Annotated in this window: 18 protein-coding genes; 3 read left to right on the forward strand and 15 right to left on the reverse strand. The window is 62.8% G+C overall.

What is annotated here, in order from left to right:
• Position 1: 1 nt before the first annotated feature.
• A complete protein-coding gene (locus AB4Z19_RS16585; protein WP_442025029.1) occupies positions 2–1,225 on the forward strand; it encodes a hypothetical protein in 1,224 nt (407 codons plus the stop codon).
• Between the two features lie 133 nt (positions 1,226–1,358).
• Here the strand turns inward: AB4Z19_RS16585 and AB4Z19_RS16590 are convergent, their stop codons facing one another.
• The 14 genes from AB4Z19_RS16590 to AB4Z19_RS16655 form a co-directional block, all read right to left on the reverse strand.
• The gene (locus tag AB4Z19_RS16590; protein ID WP_442035633.1) at positions 1,359–2,330 is read right to left on the reverse strand and encodes a hypothetical protein; all 972 of its coding nucleotides are present in this window, start codon (positions 2,328–2,330) and stop codon (positions 1,359–1,361) included.
• Between the two features lie 7 nt (positions 2,331–2,337).
• The gene (locus AB4Z19_RS16595) at positions 2,338–4,323 is read right to left on the reverse strand and encodes a glycoside hydrolase family protein (RefSeq protein WP_442035634.1); all 1,986 of its coding nucleotides are present in this window, start codon (positions 4,321–4,323) and stop codon (positions 2,338–2,340) included.
• Positions 4,320–7,214 (reverse strand): type VI secretion system Vgr family protein, encoded by a 2,895-nt coding sequence (locus AB4Z19_RS16600; protein ID WP_442035635.1) that lies wholly within the window; start codon positions 7,212–7,214, stop codon positions 4,320–4,322. The genes AB4Z19_RS16595 and AB4Z19_RS16600 overlap by 4 nt, the downstream gene beginning before the upstream one ends.
• Positions 7,215–7,365: 151 nt before the next feature.
• Positions 7,366–8,655 (reverse strand): tetratricopeptide repeat protein, encoded by a 1,290-nt coding sequence (locus AB4Z19_RS16605; protein ID WP_442025869.1) that lies wholly within the window; start codon positions 8,653–8,655, stop codon positions 7,366–7,368.
• 65 nt (positions 8,656–8,720) lie between these two features.
• On the reverse strand, positions 8,721–9,845 hold the full coding sequence (locus AB4Z19_RS16610; RefSeq protein WP_442025868.1) for an ABC transporter ATP-binding protein: 1,125 nt from the start codon (positions 9,843–9,845) through the stop codon (positions 8,721–8,723).
• A 3-nt stretch (positions 9,846–9,848) separates the two neighbouring features.
• Positions 9,849–11,144 carry an MFS transporter gene (locus tag AB4Z19_RS16615; RefSeq protein WP_442025867.1) on the reverse strand — a complete coding sequence of 432 codons (1,296 nt, stop codon included), beginning with the start codon at positions 11,142–11,144 and terminating at the stop codon, positions 9,849–9,851.
• 12 nt (positions 11,145–11,156) lie between these two features.
• Positions 11,157–12,644, reverse strand: coding sequence for a beta-N-acetylhexosaminidase (gene nagZ / locus AB4Z19_RS16620; protein ID WP_442025866.1), 1,488 nt, complete (start codon positions 12,642–12,644; stop codon positions 11,157–11,159).
• The gene (locus tag AB4Z19_RS16625; protein ID WP_442025865.1) at positions 12,641–13,444 is read right to left on the reverse strand and encodes a carbohydrate ABC transporter permease; all 804 of its coding nucleotides are present in this window, start codon (positions 13,442–13,444) and stop codon (positions 12,641–12,643) included. The genes nagZ and AB4Z19_RS16625 overlap by 4 nt, the downstream gene beginning before the upstream one ends.
• Positions 13,441–14,298 (reverse strand): carbohydrate ABC transporter permease, encoded by an 858-nt coding sequence (locus tag AB4Z19_RS16630; protein ID WP_442035636.1) that lies wholly within the window; start codon positions 14,296–14,298, stop codon positions 13,441–13,443. Before AB4Z19_RS16630 ends, AB4Z19_RS16625 begins: the two co-directional genes overlap by 4 nt.
• Positions 14,298–15,710: an ABC transporter substrate-binding protein gene (locus tag AB4Z19_RS16635; protein ID WP_442025863.1), complete on the reverse strand. Its 1,413-nt coding sequence runs from the start codon at positions 15,708–15,710 to the stop codon at positions 14,298–14,300. The genes AB4Z19_RS16630 and AB4Z19_RS16635 overlap by 1 nt, the downstream gene beginning before the upstream one ends.
• Before the next feature lie 18 nt (positions 15,711–15,728).
• Positions 15,729–16,742: an SIS domain-containing protein gene (locus AB4Z19_RS16640; protein WP_442035637.1), complete on the reverse strand. Its 1,014-nt coding sequence runs from the start codon at positions 16,740–16,742 to the stop codon at positions 15,729–15,731.
• The gene (gene nagA / locus AB4Z19_RS16645) at positions 16,732–17,844 is read right to left on the reverse strand and encodes an N-acetylglucosamine-6-phosphate deacetylase (RefSeq protein WP_442035638.1); all 1,113 of its coding nucleotides are present in this window, start codon (positions 17,842–17,844) and stop codon (positions 16,732–16,734) included. Before nagA ends, AB4Z19_RS16640 begins: the two co-directional genes overlap by 11 nt.
• Entirely contained in the window at positions 17,841–18,518 is a 678-nt protein-coding gene (locus AB4Z19_RS16650) for a GntR family transcriptional regulator (protein WP_442028829.1), read from the reverse strand. Before AB4Z19_RS16650 ends, nagA begins: the two co-directional genes overlap by 4 nt.
• A 60-nt stretch (positions 18,519–18,578) precedes the next feature.
• Positions 18,579–19,448: a BadF/BadG/BcrA/BcrD ATPase family protein gene (locus AB4Z19_RS16655; protein WP_442035639.1), complete on the reverse strand. Its 870-nt coding sequence runs from the start codon at positions 19,446–19,448 to the stop codon at positions 18,579–18,581.
• A 300-nt stretch (positions 19,449–19,748) separates the two neighbouring features.
• Here AB4Z19_RS16655 and AB4Z19_RS16660 point away from each other — a divergent pair, with 300 nt between their 5' ends.
• Positions 19,749–20,084, forward strand: a complete 336-nt coding sequence (locus AB4Z19_RS16660) for a YciI family protein (RefSeq protein ID WP_442030113.1) — start codon at positions 19,749–19,751, stop codon at positions 20,082–20,084.
• Positions 20,072–21,535, forward strand: a complete 1,464-nt coding sequence (locus tag AB4Z19_RS16665) for an RNA polymerase sigma factor (protein ID WP_442035640.1) — start codon at positions 20,072–20,074, stop codon at positions 21,533–21,535. The genes AB4Z19_RS16660 and AB4Z19_RS16665 overlap by 13 nt, the downstream gene beginning before the upstream one ends.
• Before the next feature lie 57 nt (positions 21,536–21,592).
• Here the strand turns inward: AB4Z19_RS16665 and AB4Z19_RS16670 are convergent, their stop codons facing one another.
• A complete protein-coding gene (locus AB4Z19_RS16670) occupies positions 21,593–22,957 on the reverse strand; it encodes a GIN domain-containing protein (protein ID WP_442035641.1) in 1,365 nt (454 codons plus the stop codon).
• Positions 22,958–23,018: the final 61 nt, after the last annotated feature.

Raw genomic sequence — 23,018 nt, forward strand, 5'->3', positions numbered from 1 at the left:
TATGACACAAGTGCAAAGCGAAGAGAAAAAAATCCTGGCGCCACGCGACGGTGGCGTAATCGCGACCGTAGAGCCGGACGTGTCGGAGCGCGAAATCTCGGAAGACCGTGACGCCATCGTCGCACGTCTGCATGGCAGCTACCTGCACCTGATGGAGCAGATGTCGGAGTTCCAGCAGCAGTGGGACGAAAACCCCACCATGGCGTTCATGATCAGTGCCAAAGAAGGCTGGAATGCGGGCGGCGCCGAATGGCTGAGCGATCAGGCAGAATTGTTCGAGAAGGCCACCTGGGTCAACCTCGGCAACAAGCTGCAGGACGCCGCCGGCACGGGCTACGATCGGCTGGCCACGTACAGCAAGGAGCGCTACGAAGCCCTGAAGGCGGAATTGAACCGTCACGTCGAGAACCCTGAAGACACGCTGTACAACTGGGCCTGGTGGCAGGCCTCGATCGAGCGCACGGCGACCAGCTACGCCACGCAAAAGCTCAAGGAATTGGAGGCTTCAGGACAGCATGTTGTCGACACAGCGCGCAATGTGCTGGCCTCGGCCGACAAGGCGCAAAAAATCTACCGCCACCGCGACGCAATCATGGGCCTGCCCACCCTGATCGCAAACGGCGATCCGCGTCCGGTGCAGGCTTTTGTCGACACGGTGCTGATGGATATCGATCCCGAGCTGGCTAAGGCCATCCGGACCGATCCCAATTTTCCGGTCGTGCTGGAGCTGATCGCAGACCATGACAGCGCGCTGAGCTATCTATCCTATGCAGGCCTGATGCTGGAAGGGATACCGCCGAACTTCTATGCCTATGCGGCAGGCAAGGGCGGCGCCTATCTGATGATCGAAGTGGTGATGCTGGTGATTACCGCCTTGCTCAGCGCCGGTACCGCCGCAGCGGCGCGCATCGGCATGCTGGCGGCGCGCTTTGCCACCGCCAGCGCCAAGGTGGCCTCGCTCGGCAAGCGCCTGAAACGTGCCAAGGCCGCTATCGATGCATTCGTGCGGGTGCTGCAGGATCTGTCGGATGCAGTGGACGACTTGCACGCCCTGGGTGCCAAGCTGCTGCGCGCACGCAGCAAAGGCCTGGTGGTACGTGGCCGCACCAAAACCACGCTGCAAGCCAAGAAAGCCGCCATCAAACGCGACAAGCGCTGCCGCTGCTGCGGCAGCACCCAGCACACCACGCCGCGCTTCAGAATGGGGACAGTCGAATACCGTTGAGATTTGGCCGGGCCGGACTTGCCGCTGTCCGGCAGCCGGTACGTACATCTTTCATTGGCGGCAGGGCAAAGTAGCTCATATGCAGGTTTTGCGGGACGGCGACGCAACGTCGCCTGTGTATTCGGCGGCCATGTCAGTTACTACGCAACCGTTTGAACTTGCCGGCATCGGTCAGCTGGTAGATGTTCTTGCCGTCTACCGAGCAAACATACTGCTCATCGAAATCGCACCCTTCGTTGATCTGGTCTGTTACCTGGCCGCCCTTCACCGCAAGCCAGGCGCCGCTCATCACGTCGCGTTTGCCGCCTGGCCCGGCTTCGAAGTCATCGACCCGAACCAGCAAGACATCCTTCAGCGCCGGCAGAACCAGGTAAACCGGACGAAGATTCGAGGCAAACGGTGGCGCGTAGTCATCGGCATGGCTGGCCCCCAGTTTCTTGTAATCGTGGCTGCCCACCAGCTGATCGAGCTTGTTCGTGCTCGCCTTGCGCGCCACGGCGGGTTGATACACCGGGCCGCAACTCGGTGATTTTTCCAGCAGCTTGCCATCGGCAGCCAGCTGATCGGCACACAGCGACAGGTAGCTCCCCAGGCGGAACGGCAGTTGCGACGGCGTGTGACCAAAATAGCGGGCATCGCTGGCGTTACCTGCCTCCACACCGCCATTGCTACGGCGGTAAGTGTAGAACGATGTACCGGCGTAGGGTAGCAGCAGGGTGTCATCCGCCAGCAGGGCATTGGAGAATTGCTCGTCGCAAGAAGCGTCTTTGACGGTTTTGAAGTAGCCCACTTCGTTGTCCAGCTTGAAGTTCAGCTGTTTGGACAGGAAACTGCCCACTTCCTGTTCGCTGACGCCCTCCTTGACCAAGGGCTGAAACACCCGGGAGAAGAAATAGCGGTCCTTGCGTATCTTGCCGTTGCAGTTGGAAGCCAGGCCAACCCGCTCGCCCACGATCTGAATGACCTGAGTCTTTGGCGGCGGCACGCCCTTGGTGTCGCCATGGTAGTCCACGATGCGTTCGAATTTCCAGCTGCCGGAGGGCTCGCTGGCGATGGCGGCGGAAGCGGCGGCGGCCAGCAAGGCCGGCAAAATCAATTTCTGCATGGGTTTCTTAGTGAGTCGAGTCATAGACATTATTACGGAACATCTTCATTTCCGCCTGCCGGCGTTTTACCAGGCCTGAGGTTCCGCCATTCGTGATATCGGCGAATTCGTCACAGCAGCCGCTGTAATCGAGCGTGTTAAGTTTCGAGACGAGCTTGGGGAATTTTTTCAATCCGCCTGCATTGAAGGCCAGGCTTACCAGCGCATCGAATTCATGCTGATACATGGGGACCTGGGCGAATTTTTTCGCCACCTGCACGGCGGTGTCCACGTCGTCTTCAAGAATAGAGAGCGCATCTTCTCGCGTTACCCCGCTTTTGACGGCTTCGTATTCGGAGTTGCGCTCCTGCGCGAGCGTTGCACAGGTTTTCTTTGCGATCAGGTGTCCGTAGCCGATGGTGCAGTAGCCCTCTGAATCGTCATAAGGCTTGTCGCCATATTTTTCCCAGTCCTTGATGAAGTCCAGCCCCGCGCGGGACAGCTTCAAGGTGGCAATAGCCAGGCGATCGGTCTTGCCGGCTGGCGGTGGTGCCGGAATGCCTGCGCAGTTGACGAGCTTGAAACGGGATTCGGAGCGTGCCATCTCGACCAGCGGATTGCCATCCGCTGCACCTTGTGTCGTGGCGTAATAGCGGCTGGATTTCCAGTCGGCGCCGAATTCTCGCACGTCCATGTGCACCCAGCTCTTGGCGCCGAGCGAGGCCGGTTCCAGCGACAGCTTGTTCTGGTTCGGCCAGTTCAGTTGCGCGTGCATGCGGCCGATGAACACCTTGGTGCGCAGGTTGTCGATGTCCTCGCCTGCACAGCGCTCTTTTCCGCCATTCCGTGTGAATTGCAGATCCAGGGCATTGCCCATGTGGTTCGTCGAGGTTCTGCTGTGTTTCTTGTTATCGTGCCAGCAGCGGTAGCCGGACGAGATCTTCAGGAATTTGTACTTCAGGTCCGCGTCCTTGGTCTGCGTATAGAACAGCGCGGCGCGGAAGCCCCAGATCAAGGCGCGGTGGATGCCAGGGTATTCGGTACCGGAATAGGGCGTTTTCTTGGCCGCGTTCTTGTACATTTCGACCTTCTCGGATGTGGCATAGCCATGGCCGAAGCCATCGCATTTGCCGCAGACGCACTTCATCGCCGCCACGCTTACCGGGTATTTGGTGCGGAACTCGTCCAGCGCCTGCAGCACACCGCCGCAGGCATTGCCGGTTTCAGGTACGCCCATGTAGTCGCGCTGGAATTGCTTCACCGCGGCGGCCGTCTTGTCCGTGAACTCGTTCCACTTTTTGCCCGGCACGATGGTGATGCCAAAGCCGAACAGCCGGATATTCAATTCTTCGATCAGTGGTCCGCTGTCGCCAACCTTCAGGCAGCCGGTCTTGTCGCAGGTGGCGTTGGCGTCGGTCTTGGGCGTGCCGTTCTCGCCGCGCGCCGGTTCGATCTTGATCGGCACCGGCGTCTGGTCGGCTTTGCTGCTGGGTGGGGCAGCAGCGCCGGGCGTGGCGGCGGGCTTGTCGACAGGTAGCTTGAGTACCCGGCCGATGCTGAGGACTTCGTTCAGCTGCATGCCGTTCAGGCGTGCGATCGCTTCCGCCGTGGCGCCGTTCTTTGCCGCGATGGTCGATAAAGTGTCGCCGCTCTTCACGACATGGGTCTTGCGCTGGTAATCGCCGGCATCGCCATGATGTTCGGCGCTCGTGACGGTTTTTTTTACCTTGCCGCTGGCCAGCTTGACGGAGAACTTCTCCGCCCACGGCACCAGGGTGCTGATCTGCTTCATGCCATCGCTGGCAAAGCGTTCCACGTAGATTTCGAGCTGGGCGCCAATACGCGACGCAAACTGACCAATGGCGCCGCTGCCGTCCGTGCTGCCCTTGGCGACGACCTTGCTGCCTTCGCGGATCTGGTATTTGAGGCCTTCGATGCTGTTGCCCAGCGGGTCAATCAGCTTGATTCTGACCAGGCTGGCCAGGTCTTCGGCGGGCGTATCCTTGGCTTTCATGCGTCTTGCTCGTTGTCGTAATCGTAGATGAGGTTCCATTGACGCAGGCTGGTGCCAGCCAGTACATCGATGTTCTCCTCGGCGGGTACAAAGACCTGGGCCGTGCGGCCATGCTGGTCGAGCAGGCCGGTCACCGCTTTGCCGTCCGCGCGTTTCGCAGCAAACGACACCGCGCCGAAATCATGCTGGACAAAGAGATTGCTGACATCCAGTCGATTGCTGTAGCGGGCCGGAAGATTGGGTACGGCCAGCTTCGGCAGGGCGGGCAGGCTGGCGCTGGCGTTCTGCGGGCCGGTCAAATCCTTCATGCTCGCCTTGAACTCCACCTTGCCGGGCGCGCGCAGCTCGATATTTCCGCCCTCCAGGCGCAGCGCGGCCCCTTGTGCGGTAAGGTGTACATGCTGCTTTGCGGCGATGCTGACATCGGCATCCGTGCTGGCGGCGGTTACAGTCCTGGATGCGCTCACAGTCGTCGGTCCGTCCTGGCTCTGCGTGCTGAATTTGCCGCTGGCTGCGTGCAGATGCAGGCCGGTTTCCTGGTTCAGTTTTTGGCTGTCGTCCGCTTTGCCGCGCGTGAACAGGCTGACGCCGCCCGCAGCGGAATGCAGCAGATTGGCTTGCGAGGCGAAGTTGATGTCCTGGCCGGCTGACATGCTGCCCGTGATACCGGCGGTGAGTACAGCGCTGGCGGGTGTGGCGGCAACGATGCCGGCAGGGCTGTCCCACTGCATCAATGGCATGCCGAATGCTGTGACGCCAGCGGAGGTGCGGCTTGCCAGCGCTTCCGCACTCTTGCGCAGGCCCTCGACTGCGGGCAGCTTTTCCGGATCGGGCTCCTTTGGCAGGCCGGCCTGGTGGGTCTTCGCCAGCTCGGCCAGCGCCTGCAGCCGTTCTGCGCCGGCCTCCACTTGCCCCTGTGCCTCGCGTGACTCGAGCACCTGGCCGCTGGCGCCTTGCGAGGTCCGGCTGCTCAGCAGCATGCCTTGCCCGGCGCGAAGTGTCAGAGCATGTTCGGTTTTCAGCTCGGCGCCGAAGCCCACAGCCAGCAGGCGCTGGTTGTCCGTCTGTTGGCGCAGGAAGCCGAGATTGAGTTCCGCTGAGCCCTGATGCGGCTGGGCGTGGCATTGCAGGGACAGGCGCGACTGGCCTGGCGTATCGTCGAACACCAGTTGGCTGTACGCCCCGGAGCCTGTCTGGCTGCTTTGCAAGGACTGGCTTTTGAGGCCGGACAGCACGGCGGCATGGGCGTACGCTTCAGTCTCGCCGGGGAACCACGCGGGCGCATTGCCGATCGCTGCGCCGTTGCCTTGCGCGACCTGGTTATGCTGCGCGTCAGGCTGCCCTCGGCCGTTGTATAAGGTGCCGATGACGACGGGACGGTCAATATCGCCTTCCAGGAAATCGACCAGCACTTCCTGCCCGACGCGCGGCAGGGCATTGCTGCCCCAGTTGGCTCCGGCGATTGGGGCGAGCGGCGTCGCCACGCGCACCCAGGTACCGGCGCGGTCGTCGGCCGGGGCGCCGGTTTCGCCCGCGGACATTGATGGCGACAGGCGGCTATGGCTGCCATCTCCCCGCTGCCAGTGGAATTGCACCTTGATGCGATGGTCGCGATCCGTATGCACCGGCGCACCGGATGGGCCGACCACGATGGCGGTTTGCTGTCCCTGCACAGTCGGGCGTCGCCACTCGGCTGTACTGCGGTAGGGCAGGCTGGCGCGGATGGCCTCGACGCGGTTGCGGTACAGGGGACGCTCGGCAAGCGGTTCGCGGGTGGCGTGCCGGCTTGCCTCCAGCGGCGAAGGGCCGAGCTTCTGCTGCAGCACCGAGCGTGTTTGCGCCGACAGGTTGTTGTGCATCAGGTGCAGCACGCGCGTGGTCAGCAACTTGCAGGCATCGTCGCCCAGCATCGAAGTTGTGGCTTCGCCTTGCAGTGTAAACGTGGTGCCCGGCGCGATGGTCCGCACCGTGCCGGCGCCGGTGGCGGTATTGCGCCTGGTATCCAGCGCTTGCAGGTGTCTTTCGGCGAGGCGCTGTCCGTGTTCGCGGCTGGTGTAGGCATACGCGCCGGGGACGTCGCTGGCGGTCAAGGGCAGCGCAGCGCTGTCCGCTCCGGCGGCGTTCACGGTGCGTTTGTGCAGGGTGCGGTAATCCCAGCTTTGCAGGGCGATGGCATTGGTCAGCTGGCGCGTTTCCCTGCGCCAGCGGTCCATGCTGTCTTCGCGCATGACGGCACCCGGCTGCGTGAAGTTCACCAGGGCCTGCGCATTGGGCTTGAAGGCGGCGTTATGGTCCGCGATCACCAGGGTATGGCTGCCCAGCGACGGGCTGGCTGCATCGCCAAAGTGTTCGAAGAAGTAGAACAGGCCTTCCTCGGCCATCAGCCGCTCAGCGAAGGCCCAGTCGCTTTCCTGGTACTGCGTGCACAGGCTGCGCTTGGGATAGATGCCACGATCAGCCAACTCGAAGCGCCATGCCGGCGCCAGCTTGCCCTGGCCTCGCCAGCTCGCGAGCAGTGCATCCAGGATGTCGCACACGCTCATGTTCTGGAAAATGCGGCTGTCGCGGCCTTTGCCGAGGAAAGCGGTCCAAGGTTCCAGGCGCAGCTGATAGCGCGCCAGGCCGCCGTTCGACCCGCTTAGTTCTGCCGCGAGGATGTGGCCATGGAAGGGGCGCAGTGTGCTGTCCGCCGTCAGTAGTTCGAGCAGAACGGGCTGGCCGGCCAGCGATTTGAGCGGGATGGCGGCATCGGTCGACAGCGCGGAGATGTCGAACGCGAACGGTCTGCCGATCGCTTCCTCACCGCGCACGCACTCGGCCAGCAGCTGTGCAGTGCCTGCCGGTGTGGTCAGTCGGAGCAGGCGCGTGTCCTGTGTGAGGCGATCCAGCATCGAGTTGTTTTTTCGATAACCATATGGATCGCTATTACAGCGTAGAAATTCTTTTGAGGCAAGCGCGATTCCAATCGTGCGCGCCTCTCAGCAATAAAAAAACGGGAAAAGGCACAGAGCCTTTTCCCGTTTCTAATTCAGCCGAAACTGATTATTGCTCGGCAGCCGGTGCCGCTTTCGCTGGATATGGACGGTTCACCCACAGAATCCAGTAGCGCGCCATGTCGCCGCGGCCATCGGTGCCGGTCACGGTGCTCAGGGTAGCGATGGCGTCTTCCTTCTTGTCAGCCATTGCCTGTGCCACGCCCAGACGCAGCTTGGCGTCTTCCGCGTTCTTCAGGCCGCCCTTGGCGATACCTTGCTTGATCAGGTCGATGCCCTTGTCGTACTCGCCCATCGTCACGTAAGCGTAACCCAGGTTGACCAGGCCGCGGCCGTCCTTGGACTTCTTGGCCGAAGCTTCACCGGATGCGATGTTCTTCAAGTCGTCGGCAGCTTGCTTGTCGGCTTGCGCCTTCAGCTTCTTCTGCTTGTCGGTCTTGATCAGGCCCTGGTTCGACGCGGCGTCCATTGCCTGCTTGGCTTCGGTCGGCTGGCCTTCCAGCAGGGCCAGTTCAGCCATGTCGGAATAGTCTTCGGCTTCCATCTTGGTCATGGCGACCTTCTGCAGACGGTACACGTCCAGCGCGAAGCGGTTGGAGTAGCTGTCCTTGCCACGGGTGCGGCTCAGCAGGTCCAGCCAGTAAGCGTCGTTCGGATACCAGCGGACCAGCGCTTCGATCGCGTTCAGGTAGGTTTCCTTGTCCTTCGTTTTGTTGGCCGCGCTGCCCAGCAGGTGCAGTTCGTCCACGCTCATTGGCTTGTTGGCCTTCATCGCCTCGGCCAGTTCCTTGCCCAGGTCAGTCTTCACGCTGGCGAAGTCGTTGCTCAGGTAAGCAGCGCGCTGGATGGTGGTGTGGAACTTGGTGTCGCCGGTTTCGGTTTCATAACGCTTGAACCACTCGATGGCTTTCGGGTAGTTCTTCAGTTCAAAGTAGGTCGAAGCGATGGCTTGCGTGAAGTTGGTCTTGTCCTTGGCGTCCAGACGGCCGGAGTTGATCGCGAATTCCAGCAGCTTGATCAGGCCTTCCTTGTCGCCCATGCCCAGCGCCACAGGAATGCGCATGCGGTTGATGATGTAGGCTTCGTACGGCGTCTTGTCCGGCATGGCGTCAGCCTGGTCCAGCAGCGCCTTCACATCGGCGTACTTCTTCTGGTCCATCAGCGGCTTGATCGTATTGTTATCCAGCAGCTTGATCATGTCCTTGCGGACGGTTTCCTGCGGCGCGGCGGCGGCTGGCTTCTCATCGGCAGCATGGGCAGCTTGCATCAGTGCTGGGGATGCGCTCAGACCGATAGCGGCGAGCAGCAGGCCAATGCGGGCGAAACGGAATTGGGACATAGTTTTCAATCCTTCAAACAGGGACAAACGTGTATTGTCCCATAAAATCGGAACAATACGGGTTTTCAACAGGGGCCAATTGTAACCAGAGCTTTCGGACGAGCGAAACACTTTCCTTCCGCCCCAAACAGCAGGCAGCGCTCGGGTGGCAGGTGCACGCCGGCAGGTGCGCCGGGCGCGGGCGGCGGAGCGTCCATCGGCAGCTTGACGGCCACCAGTTCCGGTACGCCGGGCAGTGCCATATACACAATGGATATGTCACCGAGGTACTCGATGTGGCCTACCTTGGCCTCGATCTGATTGAACTCGGTCGGCGCCAGCGACAGGTGCTCGGCGCGTACGCCCAGTGTCACCTGGTCGCCGCGCGCGGCCTCGCCGGGCAGGGCTGCCACTTCGACGATAGCGCCCGTCGCCAGCAGCACGGCCACATGTTCCGCGCCGAGGGCCACGATTTCGCCGGGAATGAAGTTCATCTTCGGCGAGCCGAGGAAGCCTGCCACGAACAGGTTGGCCGGCTCGTTATACAGTTCATGCGGCGTTCCGACCTGTTCGATGCGGCCGCCGTTGAAGACCACGATGCGCTCGCCCAGTGTCATCGCTTCCACCTGATCATGCGTCACATAAATCATGGTGGTCTTCAGCTCGCGGTGCAGGCGGCTGATTTCCACGCGCATTTGCACGCGCAGGCTGGCGTCCAGGTTGGACAGCGGCTCATCGAACAGGAACAGTTGCGGCTTGCGCACGATAGCGCGGCCAATCGCCACGCGCTGGCGCTGGCCGCCGGACAGCTCCTTCGGTTTGCGCTCCAGCAGCGGCGAGATCTGCAAGATGGCGGCGGCGCGCTCCACGGCCTCGCGTACGGCAGCCGGTTTGTGGCCAGCCAGTTTCAGTGCGAAGGCCATGTTCTCGTACACCGTCATATGCGGGTAGAGCGCATAGGACTGGAATACCATGGCCAGCTCGCGCTGCGCCGGCGGCACGTCGTTGGCGCGCTTGCCGCCGATGTGCAGCTCACCTTTCGAGATCTGCTCCAGACCCGCGATCATGCGCAGCAGCGTGGATTTTCCGCAGCCGGATGGGCCGACAAACACCATGAACTCGCCGTCAGCGATGTCGAGATCGATGCCGTGAATGACCTGGTGTTTGTCGTCGTAGCGCTTGACGATGTTTTTGAGGGTGACTCCTGCCATCGCTCAGACCACCGTTGCTGCTTCCGCGTCCGCCTTGGCGGGCGTGCGCTGGCGGGCAGTCATCGGAATGAACTGCGACAGCACGGCCACCGGAATCGCAGCAAGCAGCACCCACACGAAGAAATTCTTGTAGCCCAGCGCAAGCTGGATGTCGCCGCTGATCCATTTGAACAGCACGAAGCCCAGCTGCATCACGCCGGTGGAGAAGGCGTAGTGCGCGGTCTGGTATTTGCCCGGGGCGACCACCTGCATCATGTACAGGATCACGCCGACGAAGCCGAAGCCGTAGCCAAACATTTCCAGACTGAGCGCCGCGCCGATCACGGTCAGGTCGGTCGGCAGCGCGTGCGACAGATAATAGAACACCAGGTTCGGCAGGTTCATCGCCAGGATCAGGAACAGGATCGCACGGCGCAGGCTGAGCCAGGAGGTGAAATAGCCGCCGGCGATGGAACCGATGATGAAGGCGATGGTGCCGGTGGTGCCGTACACGGCGCCCACTTCGGCCGTGGTCAGGCCCAGGCCGCCCAGATTGCGTGCATCGCGCAGGAACAGCGGGCCAATCGTCTGCACCTGTGCTTCGCCGGCGCGGAACAGAATGATGAACAGGATCGATACCCAGATACCCGGCTTGCGGAAGTATTCGATGATCACGTCCTTCAGCGTACGCGCCACGCCGGCGATCGTGTGATCCTCCAGCCTGGCGTTGGGCGCCAGCGGCAGCGCCCAGCTGTGGTACAGGCCCAGCGCAATCATGGTCGCGCACAGGATGCAGAAGATGATGGTCCACGCAGGAACGATACCCTGCGATTTTTCCAGAATGCCCGCGAGGATCACCAGACCGCCCAGCGAAATGAAGCGGCCTGCATTGAAGAAAGTGCCGGTCCATCCCGCGTACTGCGCCTGCTGCTTTTCCGTCAGGCTGAAGATGTACAGGCCATCGCAGCAGATATCGTGGGTCGCGGATGCGATGGCGACGAGGGCCAGCATGGCGATGCAGGCCGCCAGCCAGAAGGGCAGATGCAGCGAGATGGCGACAAGCCCCATGCACACGCCGCCAATCAGCTGGAAGGAGACGACGATGAGCTTCTTGCTCGGCGCGAGTTCGAGGAAGGGGCTCCACAGCGGCTTGAAGATCCAGGCCGCGCCGATGTAGGCGGTCCAATGCGCGATATCGTCGTTCGGCACACCAAGGCTTTTCAGCATCAGGCTGGCGATCAGGGCGACGGAGAAGTAAGGCAGGCCCTGTGCAAAGTACAGGGTCGGCACCCACGTCAGCGGGCTGCGGTTGGCGCTCATCGTTTATGGTCCTTATTCGAAACCGGGAACAGGGCAGCGGCCTTGGGCTTCCAACGCACCGGACAACCAGGCGTTGATGGCTTCCAATGCTGGAGCGGCGAAGCCGTAAGTCATCAGTGCCGGGGACTGGATGTCCAGCGCCTGATACGGATTCCACAGCGCCAGGTGCAGGTCCGGCTTCCAGTTGTTGCGGGCGTGGTCGCCGTAGCGCAGGCGCGAGGTGGACGCCAGGAAGGTGAAGCGGCCATCCTGCGGCAGCGCATTCCAGTCGAAAGTGTTGGCGTCGCTGAAGGTGATCAACTCCACTTCGTACAGCTTGCCCAGCGAGGCCGCGACAACACCCGCCGGTACGCCGGCTTCGGAAACGCCGTCGCTCACCACGTCCTGACGTGCAACCAGGCGCACTTTGCTGCCCGCCGCCGGACGTTGCGGGTTGCCGCGCGCGGTCAGTGCGCGGCGCCAGCCTTCGGACATGATTTCGCGATCGGCCGCATCTTCCGCATAAGCACGCGGTGTGCATGGATACTCTTGCGCCAGCGCGGACAGGCGCGCAAGGCGTTCGTCAATTTGCACCTGGGTGATTGAACCGTCGGCGATGGCCTTGGCAATCGCATCCAGCGTTTCGTTCTGCGTTTCCGTGGTGCCCAGCGCCATGACCATGTCGGCGCCCGCCACCAGCGCACGCACGGCGGCATTGCCTACGCCGTAGCGGCCCGCAATCGCGTGCATGTCCATGCCGTCGGTGATGATCACGCCCTTGTAGTCCCACTGATTGCGCAGAATCCCGTCCAGAATGGCAGGCGACATGGTGGCCGGATTTTCCGCATCGATGGCCGGATAGACGATGTGCGCGGTCATCATGGCAGGCGCTTGCGGCGCGGCCATGCGGAACGGCGCCAGTTCCAGCGCGTTCAGTTCGTCGACGGATTTGTCCACAGTTGGCAGGTCGCGGTGAGAATCCACGTGCGTGTCGCCGTGACCTGGGAAGTGCTTGACGCAGCAGGCTACGCCTTCAGCATGGCTGCCCGCCATCCACGCCATCGCCAGTTCGGCGGCGCGCTTTGGCTCCGCACCAAAAGAGCGCTCGGCGATTACCGGGTTGTTCGGATTGTTGTTCAGGTCCAGTACCGGTGCGAAGTTCCAGTTGAAGCCAAGCGACTTCGCGGCACGTGCCACCGCTGCGCCAGTGCGGCGCGCCAGTTCGAGGTCGTCGGCGGCGCCCAGGCCCATCGCGGCAGGCGGCGCAGGCACCCAGGTTGAACGTACCACGGCGCCGCCTTCCTGATCGATGGCGATCAGCGATTCAGGCCCCATCACCGCGCGCAGATCGGCGGTCAGCTTGGACAGCTGGGCGGAGTCGGTCATATTCCCGCGGAACAGGCATACGCCACGGATGCCGTTATCGCGGATGAAGTCTGCCGTCGCGGCATCGAGGACCGTGCCGGGGAAACGGATCATGATCAGCTTACCGGCGATTTTTCTGAGTTCATTATGGGTCATTTAACAGCTCCGTCCATGCCGCGCATGAAATAACGTTGGGTGAAAAGGAATGCCGCCAGTGTCGGCAGAATAGTGATGATGGTGCCCGCCGCGATCACGCGCGTGCTGCTGCCAAAGGTGCCGCGCAAATACAGCACGCCAACCGACAGCGGAAATTCGTCCGGCTTGCTCATCACGATGGATGGCCAGATGTATTCGTTCCAGGCTTCCACCGCGGTCAGGATGCCGACTGTGGCGAGCCACGGTGCGATCAACGGCAGCATGATGCGCGAGAAGATGATCCATTCAGAGGCGCCGTCCACGCGCGCTGCATCGATCAGGTCCTGAGGCACTTCCTCGAATGCCTGCTTCAACAGCAGAATGGCAACCGCCGTGACCACGTTCGGCAGGATCACGCCGGCGTAGGTATCGACCAGGCTCAGTTTGGTGACCGTGATGAAATTGACGAGGAAGTTGACCTCGGAAGGCAGCACCAGCGTGGCGAGAATCAGGCCGAACACCAGTTTGCGCCCACGGAACTGCATGCGCGCCAGCGGATAGGCAGCCATGGAGCACAGCACCAGCTTCCAGAACACCGTGAAGACGGCGATCAGGATCGAGTTCTTGAGGAAGGACAGGATCGGGATCACGCGGAACACTTCCGCGAAATTTGCCAGCGAAGGCGATTTAGGCCAGAAGGTCGGTGGGTAAGCGAAGATATTGCCTTCGGTAGACAGCGCCGTCACCAGCGTCCACCAGAACGGGAAGACGCACAGCAGCGCGATGGCGCCGAGCAGCAGGTAATGGGCGGCAGTCTTCATCGGTGCTTGGGCTTCAGGTAGCGCAGGCAGAGCAGAGCAATGCCGATGCAGATCAGCGAAACGATAAAGCTCGCGGCCAGCGCGCGCGGCAGCTTCAGGTGCTTCAGTCCCTGGTCGTAGGCGTAGTACAGGGCCGTGAAGGTGGAATTCATTGGGCCGCCTTGCGTCAGCACGTCCACTTCCTGATAGGCCTTGAGCGCGGCCAGCACGGACAGGATGGAGCTGACCATGATGGTCGGACGCAGCATCGGCACGGTGATCTTCCAGAATCGCTGCCAGCGGTTGGCGCCATCGAGAATGGCCGCTTCCTGCATGTCGGCGGGAACCGATTGCAGGGCGGCGAGGTACATCACCATATACCAGCCAAGGCCGCGCCACATGGTCACGAACATGATCGCGGCCAGCGCGAGGGCTGGGTCTTGCAGCCAGCCGACTGGCGCGTCGACCATTCGAAGCGCCATCAATGCGTAGTTCAATGCGCCCTGTTCGTGGAACATGAATCCCCACATGATGCCGACCACGGAGACGGTGGTGACTACCGGCACGTAGTAAGCCGCGCGGAATAGCCTAATGCCGGGCAGGTTGTTATTGACCAGCACCGCCAGCGACAGCGCGCCAATCTGCACGAAAGGGACCATCAGCAGAAAAATGAGCGAATTGCGCAAGCCGGTCACGAACATCTCGTTATCGAAGATGTAGCGAAAGTTATCCAGGCCGACCCAGTGAGTAGGACGGATCAGGCTGTAGTCGGTGAAGGCCAGATACGAGCCGTAGCCGACAGGCCAGAACGAGAACACCGCGAGCAGGATCAGCGCGGGAGCGAGGAAGAGCCAGGCGGCCAGGGAGCGCGGCATCAGCGGACCTCCGCCGGCGCGCCCGCGCCCGACTCTGCGACAGCGTACGCCACTGCCTTGTCGCCGCCCGGCTCTGTGACAGTGCACGCCGCTGCCTTGCCGCCAGCCCCTGCGACAGGGCGCGCCGTCGGGGCGGGATGCGCTGGTACTGCACCGGCGGCCGAAGCGGCAGGGTGCGCGGCAAGTTTCTTGTTCCAGATGGCGACGGCGGCGTCCAGCGCGGCCTGGATGTCCTGGCGGCCGGTGACGCCCGCTTCGACGGCTTTCACCAGCGCGCGACGCAGCTCGTCATAGTCTTCGATGCCGGAGACGTACATGGTGCGTGCATGCGGCATCGACACAGCGCCGGCTGCGACAGCCTTCTCCGCCGCGCCCGCGCCAAGCGGCACGGAAACAAAGAACGCATCATTCGCCGCTTGGGTTGAGGATGGATAGACACTGGCCTGCTTGGCAAACGCCAGTGCATTCGCGTCATTGGTCAGGTAGCGCGCAAACTTGCCGATCGCGGGCAGTTGCGACGAGGGCACGCCAGCCGGAATGCCGAAGTGAATCAGCCAACCGCCATCCGCAATGCCCGTGGGGCCAAGCGGCGCGGGTGCGACATCGGTAATCGAATAAATATCCTGCGCGTCCGACTGGATGCGTTTCATGGCAGTCGGTGGCGCCAGCAGCATGCCGAGGCGGCCGCCTTTGTAGGCATCAATCGCGGCAGGGAAATTGTCCTCCGCGAACAGGCTATCCTTTAGCAGACCACCCACGCGGTATGTATCGGCCAGCTTGCGGATGAAGGCGACGTGCGCTTCGGAGTTGAAGACGGCGCGTCCGCCCGCAAGCACGGGCAACCCTTGCTGCATCATCAGTCCATCAATCTTCGACAGCGCGGGACACAAACCAGCCTTGCCCGTGCGCTGGGCGATCTGACGCGCAAACGCCAGCTGCTCATCCAGATTGCGCGGCGCGTGAGGAATTCCCGCAGCGCGGAAGATCTCGCGGTTGTAGGCGATCACCGCGACATTGCTGTACAGCGGGAAGCCGTAGGTCTTGCCGCGGAAAGTGAGGTCCTGGAGCGCGGCGGGCATATAGTGGGCGCCATCAAGCAGGCCGTTGACCGGCTGCAGCAAGCCGTCGCGCGCAAATTCATCAGCCCAGGGTACGTTGAGATTGACCAGCGCCGGCGGCGTTCCGGCCACAATGCGCGTCACCAGTTTGGTCTGGATGATATCCCAGGGGAAGTCGACCCACTCCAGCTTCACGTCCGGATTGGCGGTCTCATAGCGCCGCACCAGGTCTTCGAAATAAGGCGTGAACTTGGGCTTCATGCTGAAGGTCCAGAACTCGATCTTCTGGACCGGCGCCGCCCAGGCGCAGGTAGTCGCGGCCATCAATGCAACAACCATAGTCTTGATCTTCATTGATGGCCGGGGAGGGGATCAGTTGGTCTTGGTGACTTTTTGCAGATGGCGCGGACGATCCGGGTCCAGGCCGCGCGCAGCCGACAGCTTGGCCGCCATCACATAGAAGGCCTGGATTGCCACGATCGGGTCCAGGTCCGGCGTCGAGGCTACCGGCAGCGTCAGATCGCGCGAAGCCACATCATCCGGAGCCGCCAGCAGCACGCGTGCGCCACGGCCGCGCATTTCGTCGGCCAGCGCCAGCAGGCCAGCCTGGGTCGGACCACGGGTTGCGAAGATCAGCAGGGGATAGCCTTCTTCGATCAGCGCCATCGGGCCGTGCTTGATTTCCGCGCCGCTGAAGGCTTCCGCCTGCAGGGCCGAGGTTTCCTTGAACTTCAGTGCGGATTCCAGCGCGACAGGGAAGCTGATGCCGCGGCCGACCACCATGATGTTCTTGGCCGGTGCCAGCACATCCAGCGCCTGCGACCAGTCAGCCTGGCCAGCGGCGCGCAGTGCTTCCGGCAGCGCATCCAGACCTGCCATCAGTTCGGGATCGTTCTGCCACTGCGCCACCATGCGCGCGCCAGCCACCAGCGAAGTGATGAAGCTCTTGGTCGCGGCCACGCTCTGTTCTTTACCTGCGCGCAGCGGCATCGCCCACTCGGCAGCGTGCGCCAGCGGCGAGTCGATATCGTTCACCAGCGCCACGGTGGTGGCGCCGCCGTCGCGGAAGTAGCGGATCGGTTCCACCACGTCCGGGCTCTGGCCGGATTGCGATACGGCGATGGTCAGCGTGTCGCGCGTGATCAGCGGCGACTTGTGCAGCGTGACCAGCGACATCGGCAACGATGCCACCACACGGCCCAGGCGCGACATGATCAGGTAGGCGATGTAATTGGAAGCATGGTCCGAGCTGCCGCGCGCCACGGTCAGCGCGGTCGAGAAGGACGTGCTCCTCAATTTGCGTCCCAGTTCCGCGTAGCGGTCCGCATCGTGCGCCAGCGCTTCGGCGACGCACTCCGCGGAGGACAGGGCTTCTTTAAGCATCATTGAGGTCACAACGTTCTCCTTCGATATAAACGGCTTTCAGATTCAGTTCACGGTCCAGCACCACCAGGTCGGCATAGGCGCCCGGCTTCAGGCGGCCACGCTCATCGATGCCCAGATAGTCGGCGGCGTGGGTCGACACGCGCTTGGACGCATCGGCCAGGTCGATGCCCAGGCCGACCAGATTGCGCAGCGCCTGGTCCAGCGTCAGCGTGGAGCCGGCCAGCGTGCCATCCGGCAGGCGCACGCCGCCCATGCACTTGTGGACGATGTGACGGCCCAGCATGTACTCGCCGTCCGGCATGCCGGTGGCAGCGGTGGAATCGGTCACGCAGTACAGGCGCGGAATGGCGCGCAGCGCGGTCTTGATCGCTCCTGGATGCACATGCAGCAGGTCCGGAATCAGTTCGGCAAATTCGGCATGCGCCAGCGCGGCGCCGACCATGCCCGGCTCACGGTGGTGCAGGGCGCTCATGGCATTGAACAGGTGGGTGAAACCGGACGCGCCGTGTTCCAGTGCCGCCACGCCTTCTTCATAAGAGCCCAGCGTGTGGCCGATCTGTACGCGCATGCCTTCATTGGTCAGGTCGCGCACCAGTTCCAGGTGGCCGGCGATTTCCGGCGCAACGGTAATCACTTTGAGCGGCGCCATGGTTTCGAGGCGCTGCACTTCGGCCAGCGTGGCAGGGCGGGCGAAATTCGGCTGCGCACCCAGCTTGCCGGAGTTGATGTACGGACCTTCCAGATGGGCGCCCAGCACCCGCGCCTCGTTCTTGCCGCGCTGCTTGACGGCCTTGCCGATCGCAGTCAGTGCGAGGTCGATGTCTTCCGGCGGAGCGGTCATGGTGGTGGCCAGCAGGCTGGTAGTGCCGTGGCGGGCATGAATGCGGGCGATGGCGTGTACCGCGTCGCCGCCTTCCATCACATCCTTGCCGGCGCCGCCGTGCACGTGCAGATCGATAAAGCCGGGCAGGATGTAATCGTCGCTGTTGAGCGTTGGATCGCTGCTGTTGCCGCTGATATTCGCGATGCGATCGGCGAACGCGATCTCACCGTTCACCCAGCCGAATGGTGTCAGGATATTGCCTTTGATTGACTCGGTCATCGACGCGACTCCGCTACAAATTCATAATAATCACTACGGCAGAAAGAGTGGGTCAATTCCACTGCTGCGCCGTTTTCAAGATAGCTCACGCGCGTGATGTGCAGCATGGCCGTGCCGGGAGCGATGTTCGCCAGCCGGGCTTGTTCAGTATTGGCATTGATGGCGCGGATGTGCTGCAGGGCGCGCATCGGCACCGTGCCATTCGCTTCCAGATAGCCGTACAGCGAATCGGTGACGCTGTTCGGATTCGGCATATAGGCTGCCGGAATGGTCGAGGTTTCGATGGCCATCACCACATCGTCCGCCGTCCGCAGGCGCTTCAGGCGCGCGACCGGCATGTTGGGCGACAGGCCGAGAGACAGCAGCTCCAGTGGCGCGGCGATGCCGATCTCACGCTGCAACCAGCGCGAGCCGGCCGTAAAGCCGCGCTGGCGCAGCTCTTCGGAAAAGCTGGTCAGGCGCGAGAGCGGCTGTTCCAGTTTCGGCGTGATGTAAGTACCCGAGCCGCGCTTGCGGGTCAGCATGCCGCGGTCGCACAGCATGTCGATCGCCTTGCGCGCTGTCACGCGCGAGATGTTGAGCATCTCGGACAGCACGCGCTCCGAGGGCAGGGCCTCGTTGGCGCGCCAGTCGCCGCTGGCGATGCCGTCCGACAGCTTGTTCGCCAGCTGCATATACAGAGGGGTGTCGCTGTCGGCGTCCGGCCGGAAATCACTCAACTGGGATAGCACGGGCTACTCCTTCAGATGTTGTTGGATCAGGCGCAGGCCGCCCGCAGCGGAATCGCCTTTCGGTGGAACGATCCTTTGCAGCAGTTCGCTCGGCAGATAGGCCCGCAGCGGTTCACCCAGTCCGCCGCACAAGGCGATCGGCAGCTTGCGGGCCGGATCGAGCGCATCGCCGATGAGGGCGACCTGCTTGCCGGCTTCGATCAGGATTTCGCGTGCCACGTCATTGCTGTCGCCGTGCTGCAGGACGATGCGCGCCAGCTGGGCGTAATTGGTCTGGGTGGCGTTGGCCAGCCACACCTGGATACGGTCACGGTCACCGCCGCAGGCTTCGATCACGGCGCTGGCGAACTCGCTTGGCTTGGCACGGCCGTCGATCACGTGCTGGATATGGTTGATGGCTTTCATGCCGATCCATGCGCCACCCGCTTCATCGCCGGCAGGGAAACCCCAGCCGCCGACTTCATGGCGGGTGCCGTCCGCATGCAGAATTTCGCCGACGCTGCCGGTGCCCAGGGCGATGATGGCGCCGGGCTGGCCTTCGTGGGCGCCCAGCACGGTCGTGAAGGCGTCCGTTGCCAGCGCCACGGCAGCGTAGCCGGGATTGGCGGCCACGAAGTTGGCGGCCCATTGTTTGTTGTGGACGCCTGCCAATCCCAGACCAATTGCGACGTTTTCGCGCGGCGATTGCGGCAGACCAGCGTTGGTGAAGGCTTGTGCGGCGGCTTCTTCGACGGCCGACCAGGCGCTTTTGATACCGTGCAGCAGACCGGATGGACCGGCCGTGCCTTCAGCCAGCGCGACGCCGTCAATGCGCGCCAGGCGCACGCGGGTACCACTGCCACCACCGTCTACCCCGATGAGGAATTCGATCATTTTTAGTTGGAATAAGAGAGCTGTGGGGCACTATATGAGCGACCACACCAGATTGTCAACAGGTATTTAACTGGTATTGTGTTGCGCGTGGCGGTCGCGCGCTACAACTTGCTATTTGCGATTCTAAGTAATTGATTTCATTAAAATTGTTCCGATAGGAAAATGGTATGGTCTTTGGTATGAATTGGTGCTGGTTTATCATATGATTTTTGCAAATGTCGAAATCGCCGCGTCCCGGACGACATTGTCATGACGAAGCACAGTGCCCGTCATAATCAATGAAACTCAATGGAGATAATTATGGAATTCCTGCTGATGCAATACGGTGAAGAACAAAAGATGATGGCCATCCCGCGCGAAGAGGCCAAGCATTTCCATGCCGCTTATGTGGCTTACACCCAGGCGCTGAAGGACGCCGGCGTCTATGTGTCGAACCGCGGCCTGAAGCCGACCGGCGCGTCGACCACCGTGCGCGGGACCAATGTGCAGGATGGTCCTTTCGCGGAAACCAAGGAGCAGTTCGCCGGCTTTTATCTGATCGATGTGGCGGACCTGGACGCTGCATTGGCTTGGGCGCGGCGCCATCCGGCTGCTCCGTATGGCGCCGTGGAAGTGCGTCCGGTATGGGGGCAGTAAGCGCCGCCGAGGCGGTCGCGCGCCAGAGCTACGGCAAGCTGGTCGCCTTTCTGGCGGCCCGCACACGTGATGTGGCGGGGGCGGAGGATGCCTTATCCGAAGCCTTTGCCGCAGCGCTGGCGGAGTGGCCCGTCAGCGGCATCCCGCGTACGCCGGAGGCCTGGTTGCTGACGGTGGCGCGGCGGCGCATGGTCGATGCGACGCGCCGCCGTATCACCGCCGAAGAGGCGGAGCCGACGCTGGTGATGCTGTCCGATGAGATCGAGCCTGAGATGGAAGAAATCCCCGACGATCGCTTGCGGCTGATGTTTGCTTGCGCGCACCCGGCGCTGGAGGCGGGCGTTCGCGCGCCCTTGATCCTGCAGACGGTGCTGGGCTTTGACGCGGGCCGCATCGCTTCGGCGTTCCTGGTTGCACCTTCCGCCATGTCGCAACGCCTGGTGCGCGCCAAGTCGCGCATCCGGCAAGCGGGCATTCCGTTCCGCGTGCCGGAGCGCGATGAGCTGCCCGAACGGCTGGATGCGGTGCTGTCGGCGGTGTATGCGGTGTATTCGGAAGGGTGGGCTGATCCCGCGGGCACCGCCTCTGCCTCGCGTGGGCTGGTTGAGGAGGGGATCTGGCTGGGCCGCTTGCTCGCGGCCTTGATGCCGGATGAACCGGAGGTTCTGGGTTTGCTGTCGCTGATGCTGCACACGGAAGCGCGGCGCTCGGCCCGCCGCGATGCGCAGGGCGAGTTTGTGCCTTTGCTGCAGCAAGATCCTGCGCTGTGGGATGCTGCCGCCATCGGCGAGGCGGAGTCGCTGCTGCTGCGCGCATCGTCTTTCGGACGGCCGGGACGTTTCCAGCTCGAAGCCGCAGTGCAGTCCGTCCACGCCGCCCGCCGTCACACTGGTGTCACGGACTGGGCCTCGGTCGTGCAACTCTACGACGTCCTGCTCGCGCAGACCGGCTCCGTCATCATCGCCATCAACCGCGCGATCGCCCTCGCTGCCGCCCGCAGCGCAGGACCCGACGGCGCCGATCTCGCCGGCGCCCGCGGTGCGGCGCGGGGCGGCGTCGCGCAGGCTGATGTCGCCGCTCCGGCCGACGCAGCATCGCCGCGCGGCGGCAACGTCGTGCCGATCGATCGCGCCGCGCCGCCGCGTGGACGTGCCGCACGCTGGCGCGCAACGCGCATGGCCGCCGCGCAGGCGGCGGAGCAGGAAGCGGCAAGCGGAAGCGCCGCGTCGGCGAAGGCGGGCGCGCTGGAGGGCTTGGCGATTCTGGATGTGCTGGAAAGCGATGCGCGGCTGGCGGAGTATCAGCCTTACTGGGCCGCGCGTGCAGCGCTGCTGGCGCAGTCGGGGCAGACAAAAGACGCCGCGCGTGCCTACGAGCGCGCAATCGGCCTGGAAGCCGACCCCGCGCTCAGGCGCTACCTGCAGCGCCAAATGGACGCCCTGAAAAACTAATCGCTGCCAGCACCACAGATGCCGACAGCGATTTCGTAATCTTTACAATTTTTAAATTCAGTGTTCTTCGCGGGTGCCGCTGCGGTCGATCCAGACCAGGCGCTCCTTGTCAGTGACGATCTGGCGGCCCTGCGCATCAACCTTGCCCTTCACGTTGACGACCACATTGCCCGCTCCGCGTACCGACACAGCGGCCTGGCTGGTCAGCATGCCGCGTGCATCCAGGCTGCCGGAGCCGCTCACTTTCGCGTCGAGCGAAGCCGACTTGCCGCGCAGGTGCACACCACCGGGGCCGCTCATCGTCACTTTCACGTTCTTGCATTCCGTCTCGGCGTTCACATCGCCCGAGCCCTGAACCTCTGCGTCCAGAGTCTCGCTGACCTTGCGCAGATTGATATTGCCTGGACCCTTGCTGCGCGTGATGGCGCGCGCCACTTCAAGGCCTTTCGCATCCAGATCGCCCGAGCCGCTGATGTCCGCGCTCAGCGTCGTGCTGCTGCCGGACAGGCTTACATTGCCCGCGCTGCTCATGATGACGCGCGCGTTCTGCGCCTGGAGGCCACGTGCCTCCAGGTCGCCAGAACCGTGTACTTCGGCGTCGAAGCGCTTGATCGTGCCGCTCACGCAGGCGCCGCCGGGACCATTCAGCATCGCGCTGACCGTTTCGACGGCCAGCGAGCACGCTTCCAGATCGCCCGAACCGCCAATCTCGGCGCGGATCTCGCGGCTGGTGCCGCTCAGCGACACCGAGCCAGGGCCGCTCATGCTGGCATTGACCTTGGCGGCGCGCATATCGTCCACCTCAAGGTCGCCGGAACCGGACAGCACGGCGTTCAGATCCTGCGTTACGCCGGTCGCATGCACATCGCCAGGACCGCTCATCTGCAGATTCAGGCTATTGGCACGCAGGCGGTGCAGGTCCAGATCGCCGCTGCCGCTGGCGCGGACCGTCAGGTCACGCGCCATGCCGGAAGCATGCAGGTCACCAGGGCCGCTGGAGTTCAGCTTCAGCTCATTGCCCTCGAAATGTTCAAGTTCCACGTCGCCGCTGCCGGACATGTTCAGGCTCTTCAGACCAATCGCGGCAATGCTGACGACCACAGGTTCGTGTCCTTTGCCAAAGCGCAGCGTGAAGTGATTGCGGTGCTTGGGGCGCACGAACAGCGTGCCGTTCTCCACCACCGTCTCAACTTCAGCAAAATCCTTGCGCACACCGCTCAGCTCCAGGCCGGGCTGGGCGCCGGATGCATTGATCAGCACTTTGTAAGGACCGGACAGGTCCACCGCAGTGAAAGCGGTCATTGTGCGTGTCTCACGGCCGAATTCCGCCGAGGTCGGGGCGGCGGCTTGGGTGGTCTGCAGGGCGCTCACCCCGAGGGCGGCAAGCGTAAGAACGGAAGCGGTAGCGATCAGCGTTTTCATTTTGTTTATCACTGTCCAGGGTGGCAACAATTGAACGATATGACAAACAGTCACCCGCGTT

The organism is Pseudoduganella sp. RAF19, from assembly GCF_052114165.1.
GTDB lineage: Bacteria > Pseudomonadota > Gammaproteobacteria > Burkholderiales > Burkholderiaceae_D > Rugamonas.

Bases quoted from the DNA above. Each gene is read 5' to 3' on its own strand.
- AB4Z19_RS16585 (WP_442025029.1), top strand. From the start codon at position 2: ATGACACAAGTGCAAAGCGAAGAGAAAAAAATCCTGGCGCCACGCGAC.
- AB4Z19_RS16590 (WP_442035633.1), bottom strand. From the start codon at position 2,330: ATGCAGAAATTGATTTTGCCGGCCTTGCTGGCCGCCGCCGCTTCCGCC.
- AB4Z19_RS16595 (WP_442035634.1), bottom strand. From the start codon at position 4,323: ATGAAAGCCAAGGATACGCCCGCCGAAGACCTGGCCAGCCTGGTCAGA.
- AB4Z19_RS16600 (WP_442035635.1), bottom strand. From the start codon at position 7,214: ATGCTGGATCGCCTCACACAGGACACGCGCCTGCTCCGACTGACCACA.
- AB4Z19_RS16605 (WP_442025869.1), bottom strand. From the start codon at position 8,655: ATGTCCCAATTCCGTTTCGCCCGCATTGGCCTGCTGCTCGCCGCTATC.
- AB4Z19_RS16610 (WP_442025868.1), bottom strand. From the start codon at position 9,845: ATGGCAGGAGTCACCCTCAAAAACATCGTCAAGCGCTACGACGACAAA.
- AB4Z19_RS16615 (WP_442025867.1), bottom strand. From the start codon at position 11,144: ATGAGCGCCAACCGCAGCCCGCTGACGTGGGTGCCGACCCTGTACTTT.
- nagZ (WP_442025866.1), bottom strand. From the start codon at position 12,644: ATGACCCATAATGAACTCAGAAAAATCGCCGGTAAGCTGATCATGATC.
- AB4Z19_RS16625 (WP_442025865.1), bottom strand. From the start codon at position 13,444: ATGAAGACTGCCGCCCATTACCTGCTGCTCGGCGCCATCGCGCTGCTG.
- AB4Z19_RS16630 (WP_442035636.1), bottom strand. From the start codon at position 14,298: ATGCCGCGCTCCCTGGCCGCCTGGCTCTTCCTCGCTCCCGCGCTGATC.
- AB4Z19_RS16635 (WP_442025863.1), bottom strand. From the start codon at position 15,710: ATGAAGATCAAGACTATGGTTGTTGCATTGATGGCCGCGACTACCTGC.
- AB4Z19_RS16640 (WP_442035637.1), bottom strand. From the start codon at position 16,742: ATGATGCTTAAAGAAGCCCTGTCCTCCGCGGAGTGCGTCGCCGAAGCG.
- nagA (WP_442035638.1), bottom strand. From the start codon at position 17,844: ATGACCGAGTCAATCAAAGGCAATATCCTGACACCATTCGGCTGGGTG.
- AB4Z19_RS16650 (WP_442028829.1), bottom strand. From the start codon at position 18,518: ATGCAGCTGGCGAACAAGCTGTCGGACGGCATCGCCAGCGGCGACTGG.
- AB4Z19_RS16655 (WP_442035639.1), bottom strand. From the start codon at position 19,448: ATGATCGAATTCCTCATCGGGGTAGACGGTGGTGGCAGTGGTACCCGC.
- AB4Z19_RS16660 (WP_442030113.1), top strand. From the start codon at position 19,749: ATGGAATTCCTGCTGATGCAATACGGTGAAGAACAAAAGATGATGGCC.
- AB4Z19_RS16665 (WP_442035640.1), top strand. From the start codon at position 20,072: ATGGGGGCAGTAAGCGCCGCCGAGGCGGTCGCGCGCCAGAGCTACGGC.
- AB4Z19_RS16670 (WP_442035641.1), bottom strand. From the start codon at position 22,957: ATGAAAACGCTGATCGCTACCGCTTCCGTTCTTACGCTTGCCGCCCTC.